10 protein-coding genes are annotated in these 18366 nt (G+C 70.9%); 2 read left to right on the forward strand and 8 right to left on the reverse strand.

Going from position 1 to position 18366, the window contains the following annotated elements; translation table 11 throughout:
• Positions 1 to 4 precede the first annotated feature (4 nt).
• From pulA to ACFZDA_RS04530, 6 genes are all read right to left on the reverse strand, one after another.
• Positions 5 to 5401, reverse strand: coding sequence for a pullulanase-type alpha-1,6-glucosidase (gene pulA / locus ACFZDA_RS04505; RefSeq protein ID WP_391074804.1), 5397 nt, complete (start codon positions 5399 to 5401; stop codon positions 5 to 7).
• Positions 5398 to 6816 carry an alpha-amylase family glycosyl hydrolase gene (locus ACFZDA_RS04510; RefSeq protein ID WP_391074807.1) on the reverse strand — a complete coding sequence of 473 codons (1419 nt, stop codon included), beginning with the start codon at positions 6814 to 6816 and terminating at the stop codon, positions 5398 to 5400. The genes pulA and ACFZDA_RS04510 overlap by 4 nt, the downstream gene beginning before the upstream one ends.
• 158 nt (positions 6817 to 6974) lie before the next feature.
• Positions 6975 to 8642: an alpha-amylase family glycosyl hydrolase gene (locus ACFZDA_RS04515; RefSeq protein WP_391074810.1), complete on the reverse strand. Its 1668-nt coding sequence runs from the start codon at positions 8640 to 8642 to the stop codon at positions 6975 to 6977.
• 136 nt (positions 8643 to 8778) lie between these two features.
• A complete protein-coding gene (locus tag ACFZDA_RS04520; RefSeq protein ID WP_391074813.1) occupies positions 8779 to 9630 on the reverse strand; it encodes an ABC transporter permease subunit in 852 nt (283 codons plus the stop codon).
• Positions 9631 to 9644: 14 nt separating this feature from the next.
• Positions 9645 to 10649, reverse strand: coding sequence for an ABC transporter permease subunit (locus tag ACFZDA_RS04525; protein ID WP_391074816.1), 1005 nt, complete (start codon positions 10647 to 10649; stop codon positions 9645 to 9647).
• 133 nt (positions 10650 to 10782) lie between these two features.
• Complete coding sequence (locus tag ACFZDA_RS04530) at positions 10783 to 12051, reverse strand: extracellular solute-binding protein (RefSeq protein ID WP_391074818.1); 1269 nt, start codon at positions 12049 to 12051, stop codon at positions 10783 to 10785.
• A gap of 403 nt (positions 12052 to 12454) precedes the next feature.
• Here ACFZDA_RS04530 and ACFZDA_RS04535 point away from each other — a divergent pair, with 403 nt between their 5' ends.
• Both ACFZDA_RS04535 and ACFZDA_RS04540 read left to right on the forward strand, forming a co-directional pair.
• Positions 12455 to 13489, forward strand: a complete 1035-nt coding sequence (locus ACFZDA_RS04535; protein WP_391074821.1) for a substrate-binding domain-containing protein — start codon at positions 12455 to 12457, stop codon at positions 13487 to 13489.
• A gap of 93 nt (positions 13490 to 13582) precedes the next feature.
• On the forward strand, positions 13583 to 14455 hold the full coding sequence (locus ACFZDA_RS04540; RefSeq protein WP_391074823.1) for a phosphatase PAP2 family protein: 873 nt from the start codon (positions 13583 to 13585) through the stop codon (positions 14453 to 14455).
• A gap of 815 nt (positions 14456 to 15270) precedes the next feature.
• Here ACFZDA_RS04540 and ACFZDA_RS04545 read toward each other — a convergent pair.
• Together ACFZDA_RS04545 and ACFZDA_RS04550 are read right to left on the reverse strand one after the other, a co-directional pair.
• Positions 15271 to 16842, reverse strand: coding sequence for an amidohydrolase family protein (locus ACFZDA_RS04545; protein ID WP_391074826.1), 1572 nt, complete (start codon positions 16840 to 16842; stop codon positions 15271 to 15273).
• A 26-nt stretch (positions 16843 to 16868) separates the two neighbouring features.
• On the reverse strand, positions 16869 to 18353 hold the full coding sequence (locus tag ACFZDA_RS04550; protein WP_391074829.1) for an amino acid permease: 1485 nt from the start codon (positions 18351 to 18353) through the stop codon (positions 16869 to 16871).
• Positions 18354 to 18366 lie beyond the last annotated feature (13 nt).

The raw sequence follows: 18366 nt of genomic DNA on the forward strand, positions 1-18366 counted from the left end.
GCGGCTATCCGGCGGCCCGGGTGAAGACGGCGACGGTGCGCCCCGGAACGGCGAACGTGCCCGATTCCGCCGCGTAGGAGGAGGACTTGACGGTAGGGTCCGCCCCCGCGGCCTGCACGGGGTGCAGCCGGTAGCCGGTCCCGGCGAGTGCGGGGACACGCTGTTCCCGCCGCTCGGGGGTGGCGTTGAAGACGACGACGAGGTCGCCGAGCCGCATGGTGATCACGCCGGGTGTCTCGTCGCTGCCGGACAGCGGGAAGGAGAGCCGGGACTGCACCCGCTCGGTGGTGCCGAGGGAGAAGTCCCGCTCGGTGGTGCGGATCCGCAGCAGGTCGCGGTAGGCCGCCGAGGCGCCGTCGATCTGCTCGCAGCCCACCCTGACCCGGCTCAACAGGGGCTTGGCGTACGGCCACTTGGCGGCGTTGTCGGCCGCCATCGGCAGTCCGCGGCCGAAGCCATTGCCGTCGGCGCAGTTCCAGTGGACGGCGTTGAACCAGTCGCCGCTGTCGTAGGAGTTGCGGTCCAGGGACTTGGAGCGGAGCAGGTCGGTGCCCGCCTGGGAGAGGGCCGGGCCCTGGGACAGGGTCGCGGTCGCCATGGCCAGGACCTGCATCCGGGCCCGGTCGGACGCGCTGGTCGTGGCGGGCAGTTTGAAGGTCAGCGCGTCGAAGAGGGACTCGTTGTCGTGCGCGTCGGCGTAGGCGAGGGCGTCCCCGGGGGCGTCCGCGTAGCCGGCGGGTGAGCCGTTGTAGTCGACCTCGGCGCCCTTGACCTCCTTGCCGGTGGTGTCGGTGAACCGGTAGCGGGCGAGGTTGCCGGAGAGGCCGATCTTGATCAGGTCCTGGTAGTGCAGCAGGCGGGCCTTCTGCTCGGCCCCGGTGCCGTTGTGCTCCGAGGAGTTGGGGTCGGTGTAGAGGCCGGACGCGAAGCCCTGGACGCCGGGGTCCTCGTCGAAGGGGCCGCCGCCGCGCACGGCGTCCCGGGCCCGGTCGGAGAAGGTGGCGACGCCGGTGCCGGCCATGTTCTTCTGGGTGGCCTGGACGAAGCGGGCGTCGTCGGCGGCCTCCCCGAAGTTCCAGCCCTCCCCGTACAGGATGATCTTCTTGCCGTCGACGCCGTCCCCGGCGAGGGTCAGCTCGTCCAGTGCCTTCCGTACGGCCAGGATGTTCGCCTTCGGGTGGTGGCCCATGAGGTCGAAGCGGAAGCCGTCGACCTTGTACTGCCTGGCCCAGGTGACGATCGAGTCGACGACCAGCTTGCCCATCATGGCGTTCTCGGTCGCGGTGTTGGCGCAGCAGGTGCTGTTCGCCACCGAGCCGTCGGCGAGGAGCCGCTGGTAGTAGCCGGGCACGATCCGGTCGAGGACGCTGGTCCGCTCCTGGCCGGCGGCCGCGGTGTGGTTGTAGACGACGTCCATCACGACCCGCAGGCCGTCGTCGTTGAGGGCCTTCACCATCGTCCGGAACTCGACCGTACGGGCCGTGCCGTCCGGGTCGGTGGCGTAGGAGCCCTCGGGGACCGTGTAGTGGTACGGGTCGTAGCCCCAGTTGTAGGCGTCCTTCGCGGCGATCTTCCCGACGCACTCCTGCTGCTTGTCGGAGTCGGCCGGGTAGGAGGCCAGGTCGCAGTCCACGCTCGCCTGGTCGGCCTTGCGCTCCGGGATGGTGGCGATGTCGAAGGCGGGCAGGAGATGGACGTAGGAGGTGCCCGCCTTCGCCAGCTCGCGCAGGTGCTTGGAGCCGTCGCTCGCCTTGTCGGTGAAGGCGAGGTAGGTGCCCGGGTGCTTCGCCGTCCTGTCCTCGACGGAGAAGTCCCGGATGTGCAGCTCCTGGATCTGGGCGTCCCGCAGCGGTACGGCCTCGGGCTTGGTGTACGTCGACCAGCCGCTCGGCGCCAGGGACTCGTCGCCGAGGTCGACGACCAGGCTGCGCTCGGAGTCCGCGGTGAGGGCGACCGAGTAGGGGTCGGTGACCTTGTTGGTGACGACCTTGCCGGCGCTGGGCGCCCAGACCTTCACGACGTACCGGTAGGGCTTGCCCTTCCAGGACTTGTGGCCGGTGACGGACCAGACGCCGGTGGTGTCGTCGCGTCGCATCGGCACGGTGGATCCGCCGATCTCCAGCGCCACGTGCTGCGCGGTCGGTGCCCACACCGACAGCGTGGGGCGGCCCCGGGAGAACACCGGCCCCAGGCGGGCCTTTGTGGCGTCGTACAGGTCGTCGAGGACACCGGCGATCTGGACGCCGGTCGCGGCCAGGACGGCGCCGTTGGCAGCCCGCTGCGTGGCGACGACCTGGCCGCGCAGTGCCTCGCGGACCCGGTCGCGGTCGCGCGGGTCGACGGTCCAGGCGTCGTACTCCTTCAGGTGCGGGAACTTCGCCTTCTGGGCATCGGTGAGGCTGCTCTTGGACAGACGGAGCCACCTCTCGTCGTCGCTGGTCAGCGCGCCGTCCTTCACCGTGATCGAGCCGTCCCGGCTGTACGGCAGCTGGGTGGATGCGGCGGCCTCGGAGCCGTTCCAGGCGAGGGTGTTCCGGTCGATCCAGACCGCCTTGGACGTGGTCAGGTCGAGCGCGGCCGAGGTGCCCGCGGGCTGCGGGAGCAGGTACTTCTCCTGGCCGCTCAACAGCCACACCTCGTGGCCGTTCGCCGTGAGGTCGAGCGACTGGTCGGCGGGCAGGTCCTTCTCGTCGCCCTTGTGGAGGATGTAGCCGAGGCTGGTGGCACCGTCGCTGAGCGGTACCTCGAAGACCGCACCATACGTATCAGTCTTGACCGGCTTCAGGGGGTTCGACCAGTCGGTGGGGTGCGCGGCGCCCGTCCAGACGTGCAGGCCCCAGCCGTCGTAGGTGCCGTCGGCGCGGTGGTAGTGCAGGACGGCCTTGGTCCTGTCGGGCGCCGGGTGGTCCGGGCGCTCGGTGGTGACGGTCTCCTTGCCCTGCTCGATCCAGACCTCGCCGGTCTTCGTGACGTCGATCGTGCGGTCGGCGGCGGTGTCCTTGTCGCCGTCCTTGTCGACGACGAGGAAGCCTACGGTCGAGGCGCCGGGCCTGAGCTTGACGTAGGCGAAGGCGCCGTAGGCGTCCCGGCCGGTGAAGGGGTGGCTGTCGGGCCACTGGGTGGTCTCGCCGTCGGCGAGGTCGCCCCAGGCGTACAGGCCCCAGTCGGCGTAGTCGCCGTCGGCGCGCTTGTAGTGGACGATCGCGTAGTCGCGGGAGGAGGCGCCGGGCGGCTGCTCGGCGGGTGGCGTGCCGCTGGTGGAGGCGGCCAGGGCGCTCGCGGTGCGGCCGGACGAGTCGACCACGACGGCCTTGTAGCGCAGGGCCGTGCCGGGCGGTACGTCGCCGGCGATGGTCTGGGTGACCTTGTACGGGGCGTGGTCGGCGGAGCCGAGGGTCTGCCACCTGCCGTTGCCGGTCTGGGCGGCGAAGACGACCCGGCCCAGCCGGCCGCCGTCGACGTCGGCGGAGAGCTCCACCGTGCCGGTGGCGCCGGCCGCCGGTGCCTTCAGGGTGAGCGTCGGCTCGGTGGCGGGTGCGGCAGGGCGGCCGGACGCTTTGAGGACGATCGCCGAGCCGGGCGGGACGGTGACGGTGAGCTTCCTGTCGCCGTCGCTCTTCAGGGCGTCGTCCGTGCCGTAGACGCCCTTGAAGGCCATGCCGGCCGAACCGGTCGCGAAGGTCGCCGTCCTCGCCTCGCCGGCGTTGTTGACGGCGACGACGTACTCGATGCCGCTTTTGGCGTCGGTGCGGGAGAAGGCGTACACGCCCGGCCCGTCGGCCGCGTACCGCTGCTCCTGGACGCCGTCGGCCAGGGCGGGGTGGGCCTTGCGGAGCCTCGCGAGAGCACTGATCCGGCGGTAGAGCGGTGCACTCGTGTCGTAGGCGTCCTCGGCGTGGGTGCGGTCGGTGCCGATCAGGTCGTCGTCGAGGTAGTCGGCGGTGCGGGAGGCGAACATGCTCTGCCGGGCGTCCTTGTCGCCGCCCGCGCCGGTGAAGCCCTGCTCGTCGCCGTAGTAGACGACGGGGTTGCCGCGGCTGAGGAACATCAGCTCGTTGGCGAGCCGGTCCTTCTTCAGCAGCTCGGCGTCGGTGGCCGTCGGGTCGTCCTGCTTCAGGAAGGACCCGATCCGGCCCATGTCGTGGTTGCCGAGGAAGGTGACCTGCTCGTAGGCGTTGGCCTTGTCGGTCGTGTACTTGTAGTCGTCGCCGAAGACGTTTCCGAGCTGCTGCGCACTGCCGCCCTGGGAGGCGTACCGGCGGGCCGCCTCCTGGAAGGGGAAGTCGAGCGTGGCGTCGAGGCGGCCCCGGGTGACGTAGGGCGCGGTGACGGACGTGTCGGCCGAGTAGACCTCGCCGAACATGAAGAAGTCGTCGCGGCCCTGCCTGGCCGCGTAGGCGTCGAGGGCGGTCGCCCATTGCCTCCAGAACTCCATGTCGACGTGCTTCACGGTGTCGATCCGGAAGCCGTCGACGTCGAAGTCCCGCACCCAGCGCTGGTAGATCCGCTCCATGCCCCGCACGACCTCGGGCCGCTCGGTCCACAGGTCGTCGAGGCCGGAGAAGTCGCCGTGGGCGGAGCTCTCACCGGCGAAGGCGGAGTCGCCGCGGTTGTGGTACATCGTCGGGTCGTTGAGCCAGGACGGGACCTTGTTCTTCCTGGTCACCTCGGGCGTGCGCGGGAAGGAGCCGCTGTCGACGCGGGGGAAGTCCCGCCGTCCGTCCGCGTAGTCGGCGTCGTCGAAGGGCACGCCGTCCTTCGTCAGGTACGGGAAGGCGCCCTTGGAGAGGTAGTCGTAGGACTTCTCCTCGTAGTCGACGACGTCCGCCGTGTGGTTGGTGATGACGTCGAAGAAGACCTTCATGCCCTTGGCGTGGGCCTTGTCGATGAGGTTTTCGAGGTCGTCGTTGGTGCCGAAGTGCGGGTCGACTTGGGTGAAGTCGGTGATCCAGTACCCGTGGTAGCCGGCGGAGGCGTCGCTGCCCCTCCCCTGCACGGGCTGGTTCTTGAAGATCGGGGCCATCCAGAGGGCGGTGGTGCCGAGGCCCTTGATGTAGTCGAGCCTGCGGGTCAGGCCCTTGAGGTCGCCGCCCTGGTAGAAACCCTTGTCGGCGGGGTCGTAGCCGGTGGACAGGCGGGAACCGGTCAGCCCGCCCGTGTCGTTGCCCGCGTCTCCGTTGGCGAAACGATCGGGCAGGACGAAGTAGAACTGCTCACGGGTGGCGTCGTGCCGGGCGGGCTCGGCGGCGAGCCGCGCGTCGGACGGGGGCGGCGGCGGGCTGTCCGCCCGCGCCGCGAGGGGCTGGACGAGTGCTGCGGCCAGCGCGGTCGCGGTGACCGCGGCGACCCGTCCGGCACGGGAGGTTCGGCGCCTGGACGGCGCCGGCCATCTCGGTATCACTGACGTGGACTCCTTGCGATTGCGGCACTGTCGGGTCCGAGCCCGTGCGAGCAGCTCGGCTTGGACGTGTGGATCGCCAGGGCCGTGTTCGGGCCCAGCGTGGCCGTCAGCTGCCCGTTGGAGTTCACCGTCACGGCCGTGTTGTTCTGCACGTCGCAGTACGTCCCCGCGGGCAGCGAGGTCTGGTAGGTCCGGGTCAGGGAGCCGGACTCGTGGTTGATGGCCACGAAGCCCTTGCCGCCCCGGCCGAAGGCGATGGCGTCGCCGCCGTTGTCCCACCAGTCGGTGACCGGTTCGCCGCGTGTGGCGTTGCGGAAGGCGACCATGGACCTGATCTCCGGCCAGTTGTGCTGGCACTTCCAGCCGTCCTGCCAGCAGGCGTCGACCGTGCCGCCGTTCGGCGGGCCCGCGTCCTGGTCGGTGAACTCGTAGCCGGAGTTGATGTCCGGTGCGCCGTAGGGCCAGGCGAGCATGAAGACGTTTGCCAGGGTGTACGCGGCGCCGTCCTTGTAGCTGAGGGTGGAGCCGTTGCGCTCGGTGTCGTGGTTGTCGACGAAGACACCGGAGACGCCGCCGCTCAGATAGCCCCAGCCCTCGCCGTAGTTCTTCAGGTAGGCGAGGTTCTCGTGGGTGAAGACCCGCTTGAGGTCGTAGGCGTAGCGGAACTCCTGGACGTCGCCGTTGCCGGTGTACTCGGCGGGCTGGACGGCCTCGCCCGCGCCGTGGATGACTTCCTGCTTCCAGTACACGTCCGGGTTGGTCAGGCGGGACTTGATGTTCGCCAGGTCGGCGGCGTCCATGTGCTTGGCCGCGTCGATGCGGAAGCCGTCCACGCCGAGGGAGAGCAGGTCGTTCATGTACCCGGCGATCGCGCCCCGGACGTAGGGCTCACCGGTGTCCAGATCGGCGAGCCCCACCAGTTCGCAGTGCTGGACGTTCCAGCGGTCCTGGTAGTCGTCGATCCGGCTCGTGCAGTCGTCGAAGTCGTACGACGAGTACAGGCCGGGGTAGGTGTACTTGGTGTACGACGAGCCGCCGGTGCCGGTGCCGCTGCCCGCCGACATGTGGTTGATCACCGTGTCGACGACGACCTTCACACCGGCCGCGTGGCAGGTGTTCACCATGTCCTGGAAGGCCGCGCGGTCACCGAGCCGGCCGGCGATCCGGTAACCGACCGGCTGGTACGAGGTCCACCACTGCGGCCCCGTGATGTGCTCGGCGGGCGGTGAGACCTGGACGTAGCCGTATCCGGGGCCGAGGGTGTTGCCGCACTCGCGGGCGACGGAGGCGTACTTCCACTCGAAGAGGACGGCGGTGACGTCCTTGGCGCCAGGTGGGGAGGCCTGCGCACTGGTCGGGTTCATGACAACCGCAGCCGCGGCGAGCGCGGCGGCGGCGAGGTGTCTGCGTGCCATGTGGGGTTTCCTTCTTCGTCGAAGGAGCGTTGCGGGTTCTCGCGTTTGCAGATTCTTGCTGCAAGGTTCAGAAACCTTGCGGTGAGGCAGATGGTAAGGGCCCGCCGCTCCGAAGGGCAGCGGGCCGTGCGAAATTCAAGGGAAAATCCGAGGGTGGATCAGCCGGTGGTCCACCACACCGTGGTGTCGGCGGGCATCTTCGCCTCGTCGTCGACCTGGACGATCTCCCCGCTCGCGACCAGCACCCGGCCGTACGCCGGCATCGCCACCGACTCGCCGGTGGTGTTCGCGACGCACACGAACTCGCCGCGCCGGAAGGCCAGCACGCCCTCGGGCGCCCGCAGCCACTCCACGGAGCCGCCCGCACCGAGGTCGGGCTGCTCCCGGCGCACGGCGAGCGCCGCCCGGTACAGCTCCAGGGTCGAGCCGGGCTCGCCGGTCTGCGCCTCGACACTCAGCTCGCCCCAGCCCTCCGGCTGCGGCAGCCAGCTGCCCCCGTCTCCGAAGCCGTACGACGACCCGGCCCGGGTCCACGGGATCGGCACCCGGCATCCGTCTCGGAAGCCGTCCTGGCCCGCGCCCCGGAAGTACGCCGGGTCCTGGCGCACCTCGTCCGGCAGGTCCACGACGTCCGGAAGCCCCAGCTCCTCGCCCTGGTAGAGGTAGGCGGAGCCGGGCAGCGCCAGCATCAGCAGGGTCGCGGCCCGGGCCCTGCGCAGGCCCAGGTCCCGGTCGCCGGCCAGACGGATCTGGGTGCCGAGGCCGGGCGGGTTGGCGAACCGGGTGGCGTGCCGGGTCACGTCGTGGTTGGACAGGACCCAGGTGGCGGGGGCGCCGACCGGGCGCATGGCGTCCAGGGTGCGGTCGATGACCTCGCGCATCTCCGCGGCGTCCCAGTGGGTACTGAGGTACTGGAAGTTGAACGCCTGGTGCAGCTCGTCCGGGCGGACGTAGTGGGCGGTGCGCTCGATGGTCGGGGTCCACGCCTCGGCGACGAAGATGCGGTCCCCCGAGTACTCGTCGAGGATGAGCCGCCACTGCCGGTAGATCTCATGGACCCCGTCCTGGTCGAAGAACGGCATGACATCGTTACCCAGCAGCCGCACCTGGTCATGGGATCCAAGGTCGGGAAGCCCCTCCGCCTTCACCAGGCCGTGGGCGACATCGATCCGGAAGCCGTCGACGCCCATGTCCAGCCAGAAGCGCAGGATGGAACGGAACTCGTCGCCGACCGCCGGGTGCTCCCAGTTGAAGTCGGGCTGCTCGGGGGCAAAGAGGTGCAGGTACCACTCACCGTCCGGGACCCGTGTCCAGGCCGGGCCGCCGAAGATCGACTCCCAGTCGTTGGGTGGGAGTTCGCCGTTCTCCCCCTTGCCGGGGCGGAAGTGGTAGCGGTCCCGCAGCGGGGAGCCCGGGCCCTCGGCCACGGCCCGCTTGAACCACTCGTGCTGGTCGGAGGAGTGGTTGGGCACGAGGTCGACGATGATCCTCAGGCCCAGCTCGTGGGCGTCGCGGATCAGCGCGTCGGCGTCCAGGAGGTTGCCGAACATCGGGTCGACGGCCCGGTAGTCGGCGACGTCGTACCCGGCGTCGGCCTGCGGCGAGGCGTAGAAGGGGCTGAGCCACACCGCGTCCACGCCGAGGTCGCGCAGGTACGGCAGGCGGGTGCGGACACCTTCCAGGTCGCCCATGCCGTCGCCGTTGCTGTCGGCGAAGCTGCGCGGATACACCTGGTAGATCACCGCGTCCCGCCACCAGTCGCGACGCTTGGCGACGGCCACGGCGGACGTGGGGGTGGGGGCAGGTGCGGCAGAGTGCTGGCTCATGTCGTCCTTGATGCGTAACAGAGGTGTGGTCATGTGAGCGGACGCGCCCCCAGGGGCGCGGTGCTCTCTCGATATGCGGCTCCGCCGCGTGGGGCGACCAGCCACGACGGGTCCGCAGCCGGTCGACAAGCGGGGCTCACCCCTTCGTGCCGCCCGCCGTCAGCCCGGTCACCAGATTCTTCTGCACGAGATAGAAGAACGCGGCTGCCGGTATGGCAATCAGAACGGCCGTCGCGGCCATCAGGTTCCGCTGCGCGTCATGCTCGCTCACGAACGTCTGCAGACCGACGGCAAACGTGTACTTGTCGTCACTCAGCAGGAACGTCGAAGCGAACGCGACCTCGCCGAAGGCCGTGAGGAAACTGTAGAACGCCGCGACCGCGAGGCCCGGCTTGGCCAGCGGCAGGATCAGCCGCGCGAACGTGCCGAAGGGGGTCAGCCCGTCGACGCGCCCGGCCTCGTCGATCTCGAACGGGATGGTGTCGAAATAGCCCTTCATCAGCCAGGCGCAGTACGGCACGATCGTGGTGCAGTTGACAAGGATGAGACCAAGGTAGCTGTCGATGAGCCGCAGGTCCGAGAGGATCTGGTACATCGGCACGATCAGTACCGCGATCGGGAACATCTGGGTGACGAGCAGCACCCACATCAGCTTCCGGTAGCCGGGGAACCGCATGCGGGAGACGGCATAGCCGGTGGAGGCCGCGACGACGACGCCGATCAGCGTCGTGCCCAGCACCACGACCAGTGTGCTCGTCAGCCAGTCGAAGAAGCTCGTGTCCTTCAGGACGAACGTGTAGTTGTCGAACGTCATCTTGCCCCAGATGCGTCCGGGGTGGAGGTAGTCGTCCTTGTCCGGGCCGAGGGACAGGAAGACCAGCCAGGCGATCGGGAAGAGCGCGATCAGGCTCGCGCCGATCAGCACGGCGTGCGAGACGAGGGAGGTCGCGCGGCTGTGCTCGCCGCGCCGGCGGGTGGTCGTACTCATGTCGGACTCCTGCCTCAGATCGCGAGCTGCTGCTCGTTGCGGTTCAGCCAGCGGCGGTAGAAGGAGGTGAAGACGATCAGGAGGGACAGCAGCAGGATCCCGTAGGCGGCGGACTGGGCGTAGTCGCGCGGCTGCTGTCCGAAGCCCAGCTGGTAGGCCCAGGTGACGAGGATCTGGGCGTCCGGGGCGGTGTTGCCGAACAGCAGGAAGATGATGGCGAACTGGTTGAAGGTCCAGATCACGCCCAGGAGGACGACCGTGGTGCTGACGGCCCGCAGACCCGGCAGGGTGACGTACCGGAAGCGCTGCCAGGCGCTGGCGCCGTCCATCTCGGACGCCTCGTACAGGCTCGCGTCGATCGACTGCAGGCCGCCGAGCAGCGAGACCATCATGAACGGCACACCGCACCAGGTGTTGACCATGATCGCGGCGAACCGCTGCCAGAAGGTGTCCTCCAGCCAGAGCGGTGTCGGCAGGTGCAGGAGGTCCAGGCCGGAGTTGATGACGCCGCCGTCGGCGAGCATGAACCGCCAGCCGAACACGGTGACGAAGGTCGGGACGGCCCAGGGCAGGACCAGGACCATCCGGTAGAGGGTGCGGCCGCGCAGCTTCTGGTTGAGCAGCAGGGCGAGGCCGAGTCCGATGCCGTAGTGCAGGGCGACGCAGGCCGCCGTCCAGAAGACGGTCCACAGGACGTGCGACCAGAAGCGGTCGTACGAGGTCGGGCCCCACAGGATGTCGGCGTAGTTGTCCAGGCCGATGAACTGGTAGGTGGCGTCGATGTGGTTGACGCCGATGGTGCGGGCGGTGTTGAGGCTGGTGGCGTCGGTGAGGGTGAGGTACAGGCCGTACGCCAGCGGGTACAGCACGAGGACGCCGAGGACCATCACCACCGGGGCGATCATCGCGTAGGCGTACCAGTGCTTGTGGAAGCCGTGCTTCAGCCGCCGGCCGGGTCCGGGCCGCGGTTCCCGCTCACCGCGCGGCTTGCCGGTCGCTCGGTCGATGACGACGGTCATGGTTCGACACCTCTGGAGGTTCAAGGAGGTCAGGGGAGCTGCCCAGGCGCAAGCACGGGCGCGGGCGCAGACGCGGGCCGGTGGCTGCCGGGCCCCTCCCCCCGTGACCGGGGGTCCGGCAGCCACGCGGCGGTCACCTGGAGAAGTCCGGCACCAGCTTGGTGATCGCGGTCTCGGCGTCGCCGAGGCCCTTGTCCAGGGACTCCTTGCCGCCCGCGATCTCGATCAGTTCGTCGTCGAGCGGGCCCCACAGCGAGCTGTACTCGGGCAGCGCCGGGCGCGGCTGGGCGGAGGCGAGCACGCCCTGGTAGCCGGCGATGCCGGGGTCGGCCTTGACCTCGGCGGTGTAGGCGTCCTCGCGCGTGGGGAGCGTGGAGTTCTTCAGCGCGATGGTCTCCTGGGCCTTGGCCGAGGTCATGAACTGCACGAACTTCAGCGAGGCCTCCTGGTGGGCCTTGTCCGAGCCCGCGTACACGGAGAGGTTGTGGCCGCCGGTCGGGGCGCCCGCCTTGCCGGTGGAGCCGGCCGGGACGGTGGCGATGCCGAGGTTGTTCTTGTCCTTGAAGGCGGAGCCCTTGTAGAAGTTGGTGATCTCCCACGGGCCCTGGACGATCGAGGCGACCTTGCCGCTGACGAACGCCTCCTGGATGTGGGCGTAGGCGTCGGCGGTGGTGTCGGCCTTGTGCAGGCCCTTGCCCTCGAAGAGGCTCTGCCAGGTGCCGTAGGCCTTCTTGGCGGCGGGCGAGGTGACGGTGATCTTCTTGGCGTCCACGTCGACGGTGTCGGTGCCCTCGCCGTAGAGGAAGGACTGGGCGTAGTAGGCCTGGGTGGAGCCCCAGTAGCCCTCGACGCCGGTCTTGTCCTTGATGGTGGCGGCGGCCTTCTTCAGGTCGTCCCAGGTCTTGGGGGCCTCGACGCCGGCCTTCTTGAACAGGGCCTTGTTGTAGACGAGGGCGAGGGTGTCCGTGGTGAAGGGGACGCCGTAGGTCTTGCCGCCGTACTTCGCCTGCTCGATCAGGCTGGGCTGGAACTTGTCCTGCTCGGCGAGGGCCTCGGTGCCGTCCAGCGGCGCGAAGAAGCCCTTCTTGGCGAAGGCCGGGGTCCAGCCGACCTCGGAGCGCAGCACGTCGGGGGCGCCCTTGGAACCGGCGGCGGTGTCGAACTTGTTCTGCGCCTGGTCGAAGGGGACGTTGACGTAGTTGACCTTGATGCCCTTGTTGGCCGCCTCGAACTCCTTGACCAGGGCCTTGTACGTCGGCGCCTCGTTGGTGGCGTTGGAGGTGTCCCACCAGGTGATGGTGACCGGGCCGTCGGCCTCGTCGCCGCTGTCGCTCCCGCCGCACGCCGTCGCCGCCAGGGCGAGGGACGCCACCAGCGCGGTGGCCGCTATGCCACGCCGCATGAGTTCTCCTTGAGGGTGAAAGCCCGTTACGTGCTGCCGACTGCGCCGTTGGCCGCCGGGCGTCGGTGAGATTAGCCGCGCCGCAAGGAGTTGCGAAAGACCTTGCAGCAAAAAGATGCAAGGGGTGCGGAAGGTTATCCGGCCGTGATCTCTTCCCGGCCTCCTCCTGACCGTTGCCGAACGGGGATTTTCGGCTGTCCGGCGGGGAGTCGGGCAGTTGTGCAAGACTCTGCAAGCACTTGCCATCCGTTGCCGCCGGGTGAATCATCCGTGGCGGATCGGACGCCGACCACGACTTCGAGGGACCGCGATGACCAAGCAACCCGCAGCGGGCCGTGCGCCGGCACGCACCAGGCGGCCCGTCGGTGTGCAAGCGGAACCCCGGCCGCTACAGTCCAGTGCTGTGACCACACGGCTTGCCGACATCGCTGCTCAGGCGGGGGTGAGCGAAGCGACCGTCAGCCGCGTCCTCAACGGGAAGCCGGGCGTCGCCGCCACCACCCGCCAGTCCGTGCTGGCCGCCCTCGACGTGCTGGGCTACGAACGCCCGGTACGGCTGCGGCAGCGCAGCGAGGGGCTGGTGGGTCTGATCACCCCGGAGCTGGAGAACCCGATCTTCCCGGCCCTGGCCCAGGTCATCGGCCAGGCGCTGACCCGGCAGGGCTACACGCCGGTGCTGGCCACCCAGACGCCGGGCGGCTCGACCGAGGACGAGCTCACGGAGATGCTCGTGGACCGCGGGGTCGCCGGCATCATCTACGTCTCCGGGTTGCACGCGGACACCACGGCCGACATGCAGCGCTACGACCGGCTGCGCGCGCAGGGCGTGCCGTACGTGCTGGTCGACGGTTTCTCGCCGAAGGTGCAGGCGCCGTTCATCTCCCCCGACGACCGCGCGGCGATGACCCTCGCGGTGACGCATCTGGTGTCACTGGGGCACACGCGGATCGGTCTGGCGCTCGGGCCCAAGCGGTTCGTGCCCGTGCAGCGCAAGATCGAGGGGTTCGTGCGCACCATGCAGGACCAGTTGGGCCTGGGTGCCGAGGCCGTCGAGACGGAGCTGGTCCAGCACTCCCTCTACACCCTGGAGGGCGGGCAGGCCGCGGCCACGGCGCTGATCGAGCGGAACTGCACGGCCGTGGTGTGCGCCAGCGACATGATGGCGCTGGGCGCGATCAGGGCGGCGCGCCAGCGCGGCCTGGAGGTTCCGACGGACGTCTCCGTGGTCGGCTTCGACGACTCGCCGCTGATCGCCTTCACCGACCCGCCGCTGACGACGATCCGCAAGCCCGTCCCCGCGATGGGGCAGGCGGCGGTCCGCACCCTGCTGGAGGAGATCGGCGGGACGCCCGCGCCCCACAGCGAGTTCGTGTTCATGCCGGAACTGGTGGTGCGCGGCTCGACCGCTTCGGCGCCCGGGGACCGGGCTCGCCCCTGAGCTTCGCGGCTGGATCCCGCCGCAGAACATGCGGGCCTCACAAGAGCGGGGGATGATCGGGGGAACAGGGCTTTTCTGGCAAACTTTGTGCCTATGGGTGACTCGACCGTGACGACGCTGGACGGCCGGAAAGCGGCCGTTCCGGACCCGGTTGCGGCCGATCCGGGACAGGGTCTCCTGCCCCGGCTGCGCACCCCCCGCCGGCCCCGGTTCTGGTTCGAGATCCTGCTGATCGCGGTGAGTTACTGGACGTACTCGCTCGTCCGCAACGCCGTGCCCGAGCAGCGGACCGAGGCGCTGCGCAACGCCGACTGGATCTGGCAGACCGAGCACGCCCTGGGCATCGCCGTCGAGGAGTCGGTGAACCGGGCGCTGAACTCGGTGACTTGGCTGATCATCGGCATGAACTACTACTACGCGACGCTGCACTTCGTGGTGACGCTGGGTGTGCTCGTGTGGCTGTACCGTCGCCATCCCGGCCGGTACGCGGCGACCCGCCTGGTGCTGTTCGCGACGACGGCCGTCGCCCTGCTCGGTTACTACCTGTATCCGCTGGCGCCCCCGCGGCTGATGAACGGTGGCGATTTCATCGACACCGTCATGGTCCACCAGACCTGGGGATCGATGGCGTCCGGCGACCTCAAACACATGTCCAACCAGTACGCCGCGATGCCTTCGATGCACATCGGCTGGTCCGTGTGGTGCGGCCTGACGATCTTCGCCCTGGCGACGGTGCCCTGGGTGCGGGTGCTGGGCCTGCTGTACCCGGCGCTGACGCTGGTGGTCATCGTCGCCACGGCGAACCACTTCTGGCTGGATGCCGTCGGTGGCCTGCTCTGCCTGGCCTTCGGGTTCGCGGTGGCGGGGGTCTGGTACGGGAGGCACCCGTACACCCTGCCGAGGCACGTACCGAGCCGGGGCACCGACAGGTCACGGAGAACCCCCGCGCCCTCCCCCGAGCCCTGACCACCGTCGGCCCCGGCGGCGCCAACCGGCCGGGCCATCACACACGGCCCGGCCCCGGTGAGCCGCCGCCCGCCCGGCCGCCACGCCGGCCCGCAATGAGCCGGCACGGCGTGGCGGAACGGCCGACGGGCGACCGGCCACCACGGACGCGCCGGCCCGAAGGCGCCACCGCACTCCCGCCCGGCGTTTCGCGCGGTGGCGAACCGGCCAACGCCGACGAGCGGCCGACCGGGCCCGCTCGGGCGAGCCCGCGCGTGCCGGTCCGACCTCCCCGGCCGAGCGGTGCCGACCCGGCCACCCCCGAAGGCCCCCTGGCCCGCCCCGTCGGCAAGCGGCGGCCCGCGCGGCGGTCGGCCGACCGGGCCACTCGGGCAAAGCCGCGCCTGCCCGTCCGACATCCCCGGCCGGCACCGGCGAGACGCCGGTCCGCACAGGCCCGTACGGCGGCGGGCAGCCGAGCCGGCCGCTCGGGCAAAGCCGACCGGGCCCGGCCTGGCCCCTTACGGTCGCGGCGGTATCCAACCGGCCCGGCCACCACGCAAGCGAAGGGCCCGAAGGCACTCCAGGCCGGCCACGACCGCACCGGCGGCGACCCCCGCGCCGACCGGACGGCCACCGCCCACAGGCAGCCGACCGCACCGCCCCGGCGGGGCCGATCCGCCCCTCCGGCCACGGCAGTACCAACCGGCCCGGCCACCACGGACGCGAACGACACGAAGGCGTCACCGCACGTCCGCCCGGCGCTTCGCGCGGTGGCGAACCGGCCAACGCCGACGAGCGGCCGACCGTGGTGCGCCGGCAAAGCCGCCCGGGGCTCACTTCCCCCGGTGCACCACGTGCCCGCCGGTCACCGTCAGGCGTACCGGCGCCTCCGGCAGTTCGTCCGCCGGGGCGGTCACCGGGTCCAGGTCCAGGGCCGTCAGGTCGGCTCGGAGGCCGGGGGTGATGCGGCCGGTGGTGGCGGACTCGCCCGCTGCCCGTGCCGCGTGGGTGGTGCAGCCTTCCAGGGCCTCCAGGCCGGTCAGGCCGGTGCGTGCCGACGCCGCGCCCTTCGGTGTGCGGGCCGTGGCGAGCACGGCGCGGGCGTCGTAGTGGGCGATCGGCCAGTCCGAGCCGAGGGCCACCACCGCGCCCGCGTCCCGCAGGTCCCGCAGCCGCCAGGCGCGGCCCGCCCGTGCGGTGCCCAGCCGCCGGGACCACTCGTCGGTGCCGTCGGCCCGGGTGTACGCGGTGTGCGGCGGCTGCATCGATGCCGCCACGCCGAGCTGTGCGAACCGCGGCAGCAGTTCGTCCGGCACGGTCTCGATGTGCTCGATGCGGTGTGCGCCGTGGCCGCCCGGGCCGAGCCCCTCCACCACGTCCAGGACGTGCCCTACCGCCGCGTCCCCGATGGCGTGCGTGGCCGTGCGCACCCCGGCCGCGTGCAGGTGCCGTACGGCGGCGGCGTACGCCTGAGGGTCGGGCCAGAACGCGTCCGTGCCCTGGCCGTGGCAGTCGGCGTGCTCCAGCCAGGCCGTGCCGCCCTCGACCGTGCCGTCCATGAAGAACTTGACCCCGCCGGTGAGCCAGTGCCGGCCGCCCCGGCCCTGGACGGCGACCAGCTCGTCCAGGGCGGCCCGGTCCGCGCCCGGCATGCACCAGGGCGCGAACCGCAGCCGCACCGGCAGCACCGTCTCCACGGCCACGGAGTCGATCAGCTCCGGGTCGCCGGTGTCCATGACGTGCGCCCCGGTCAGCCCGGTCGCGGCCATGGCGGACAGCAGCTCCACCAGGCGTGCCCGGCGTGCGGCGCGGGACGGGCGCGGTGCGATCGCGGCCACCAGGTCCATCGCGGCGTGCTCGACGAGGTGCCCGGTGGGCCGGCCCGAGTCGTCGCAGACGACCTCCGAGCGCTGCGCGAAGTCCCGGGGGCCGTGCACACCGGCCGCGCTGAGGGCCGGGCCGGTCGCGAGGGCGGAGTGGCCGTCGTAGAGGCGCAGCAAGGCGGGTGTGCCGGGCAGGACGTCCTCGATCAGGTCCCGGTCGACGGGGCGGCCCCCGAAGGCGTTGTGGTCGAGGCCGAAGCCGGTCACCCACCCGTCGGTGCGCTCCGCGTCCGCGAGGGCGGCCCGCAGCCCCGCCAGGTCCGTCACGCCCGACAGGTCCGTGCCGGTCGCCATGTCCAGCCCCCACACGGGGTGGCTGTGCGCGTCGACGAGGCCGGGCACCAGGTGCGCGCCGTCCAGGTGGACGACCTCGGTGCCCGGGCCGCGCCAGTCGCGGACGTCCGTGTCGTCGCCGACCGCCGCGATCAGCCCGTCGCGCACGGCGACGGAGGTGGCGTAGGGGCGGTCCGGGTCAAGGGTGCGGACCTTGGCGCCGGAGAGGACCAGATCGGCGGTGGGCATGCGGTGAACTCCCTTGTAGGTCTTGGTTATACGGTGGTCGGTCCGTGGTCGAGCGGTGGCTGTTCGGGGGGCTCCGCGGCGAAGTCGGCGTAGACGTCCGGGCGTTGCCGGCGCAGCCACCAGGCGAAGGCGAGGCCCGCGGCGAACACGGAGGGGGCGGTGACGACGAGGACGGTGTTCACGGTCGGGGACGCCCCGGTGAACAGGTCGAGGTGGTTCACCACCAGCACGATGGCCGTCGCGAGCAGCACGGCCGCCACGACGGGCGCCACGACCGTCCGCAGCGCGCCCTCCTGGTGGCGCACCCGGCGGAAGTAGCAGGGCACGGCGATCGCGGCGAGCAGCTGGAGCACGAACAGGCTGATCATCCCCGGGGTGTTGACCCACAGCAGCAGCTGTCCGTACGGGTCGGCGCCGGCCGCCGCGAAGGCCAGCACGACGACCGCGCCGAGGACCGTCTGGGCGAGTCCGGCCATGTACGGGGAGCCGTGCCGCGGGTGGACCCGGCCCAGCGCCCTGGGCAGCACTCCCTCCTCGGCGAGGGCGAGGGCGTACCGGTTGATGGCGTTGTGGAAGGCGAGCAGCGAGGCGAGGACGCTGGTGACGATGAAGACGTGCATCAGGCCGGCCGCCCAGCCGCCCACGTAGGTGGTGATGGCGGTGAAGAACAGCTCGCCGGGGTTCTCGCCGGCGGCTCCCGCGATCTCGGCGTCGCCGAAGGCCTGGATGACGGTCCAGACGATGAAGGCGTAGAAGACGCCGAGGAATCCGACGGCCACGTACGTCGCGCGCGGCACCGTGCGCTGCGGGTCGCGGGCCTCACGGCGGTAGATGACGGTCGACTCGAAGCCGGTGAACGCCGCGAAGGCGAAGGCGAGGACGGCCGCGGTGCCGGGGACGAGGACGTTGCCGGGTTCGAAGGAGGCGAGGGACAGCCCGTGCGCGCCGCCCTTGATCAGGACCCCGCCCGCGAGGAGCACGAGGATGCCGGTCTCGGCGACGAGCAGGACACCGAGCACCTTGGCGCCGAAGTCGATGGAGCGGTAGCCGCCGTAGCCGATGAGCAGCAGGCCGGCCAGTGAGATCGGCAGCCAGGGGACGTCGGTGCCGAACAGGGCGCGGGCGGTGTCCTGGCCGGCGGAGCCGAGCAGGCCGTAGACGCCGGTCTCCATGCCGTTGTAGCCGACCAGGGCGAGCAGGGCGGCGCCGATGCCGACCGGGCGGCCGAGCCCGCGCGTGATGTACGCGTAGAAGGCGCCGCCGCTGCGGACGTGGCGGCTCATGGTGGTGAAGCCGACGGCGAAGACGGCGAGGGTGAGACCGGCCAGGAGATAGCCGACGGGGGCGCCGACGCCACCCAGCAGGATCGCGAGGGGGGCGACGCCGGCCATGACGGTGAGCGGGGCGGCGGCGGAGACGACGAAGAAGGCGATGTCGGCGGTGCCGAGGGAGCCGGAGCGCAGGGTCGCCGTGGCGGCCGGGGTGCGCTCCCCTGAGGTGGTGACGGACATGGGCAAGCCCTTC

It is taken from the genome of Streptomyces sp. NPDC007991, assembly GCF_042958445.1.
Lineage (GTDB): Bacteria > Actinomycetota > Actinomycetes > Streptomycetales > Streptomycetaceae > Streptomyces.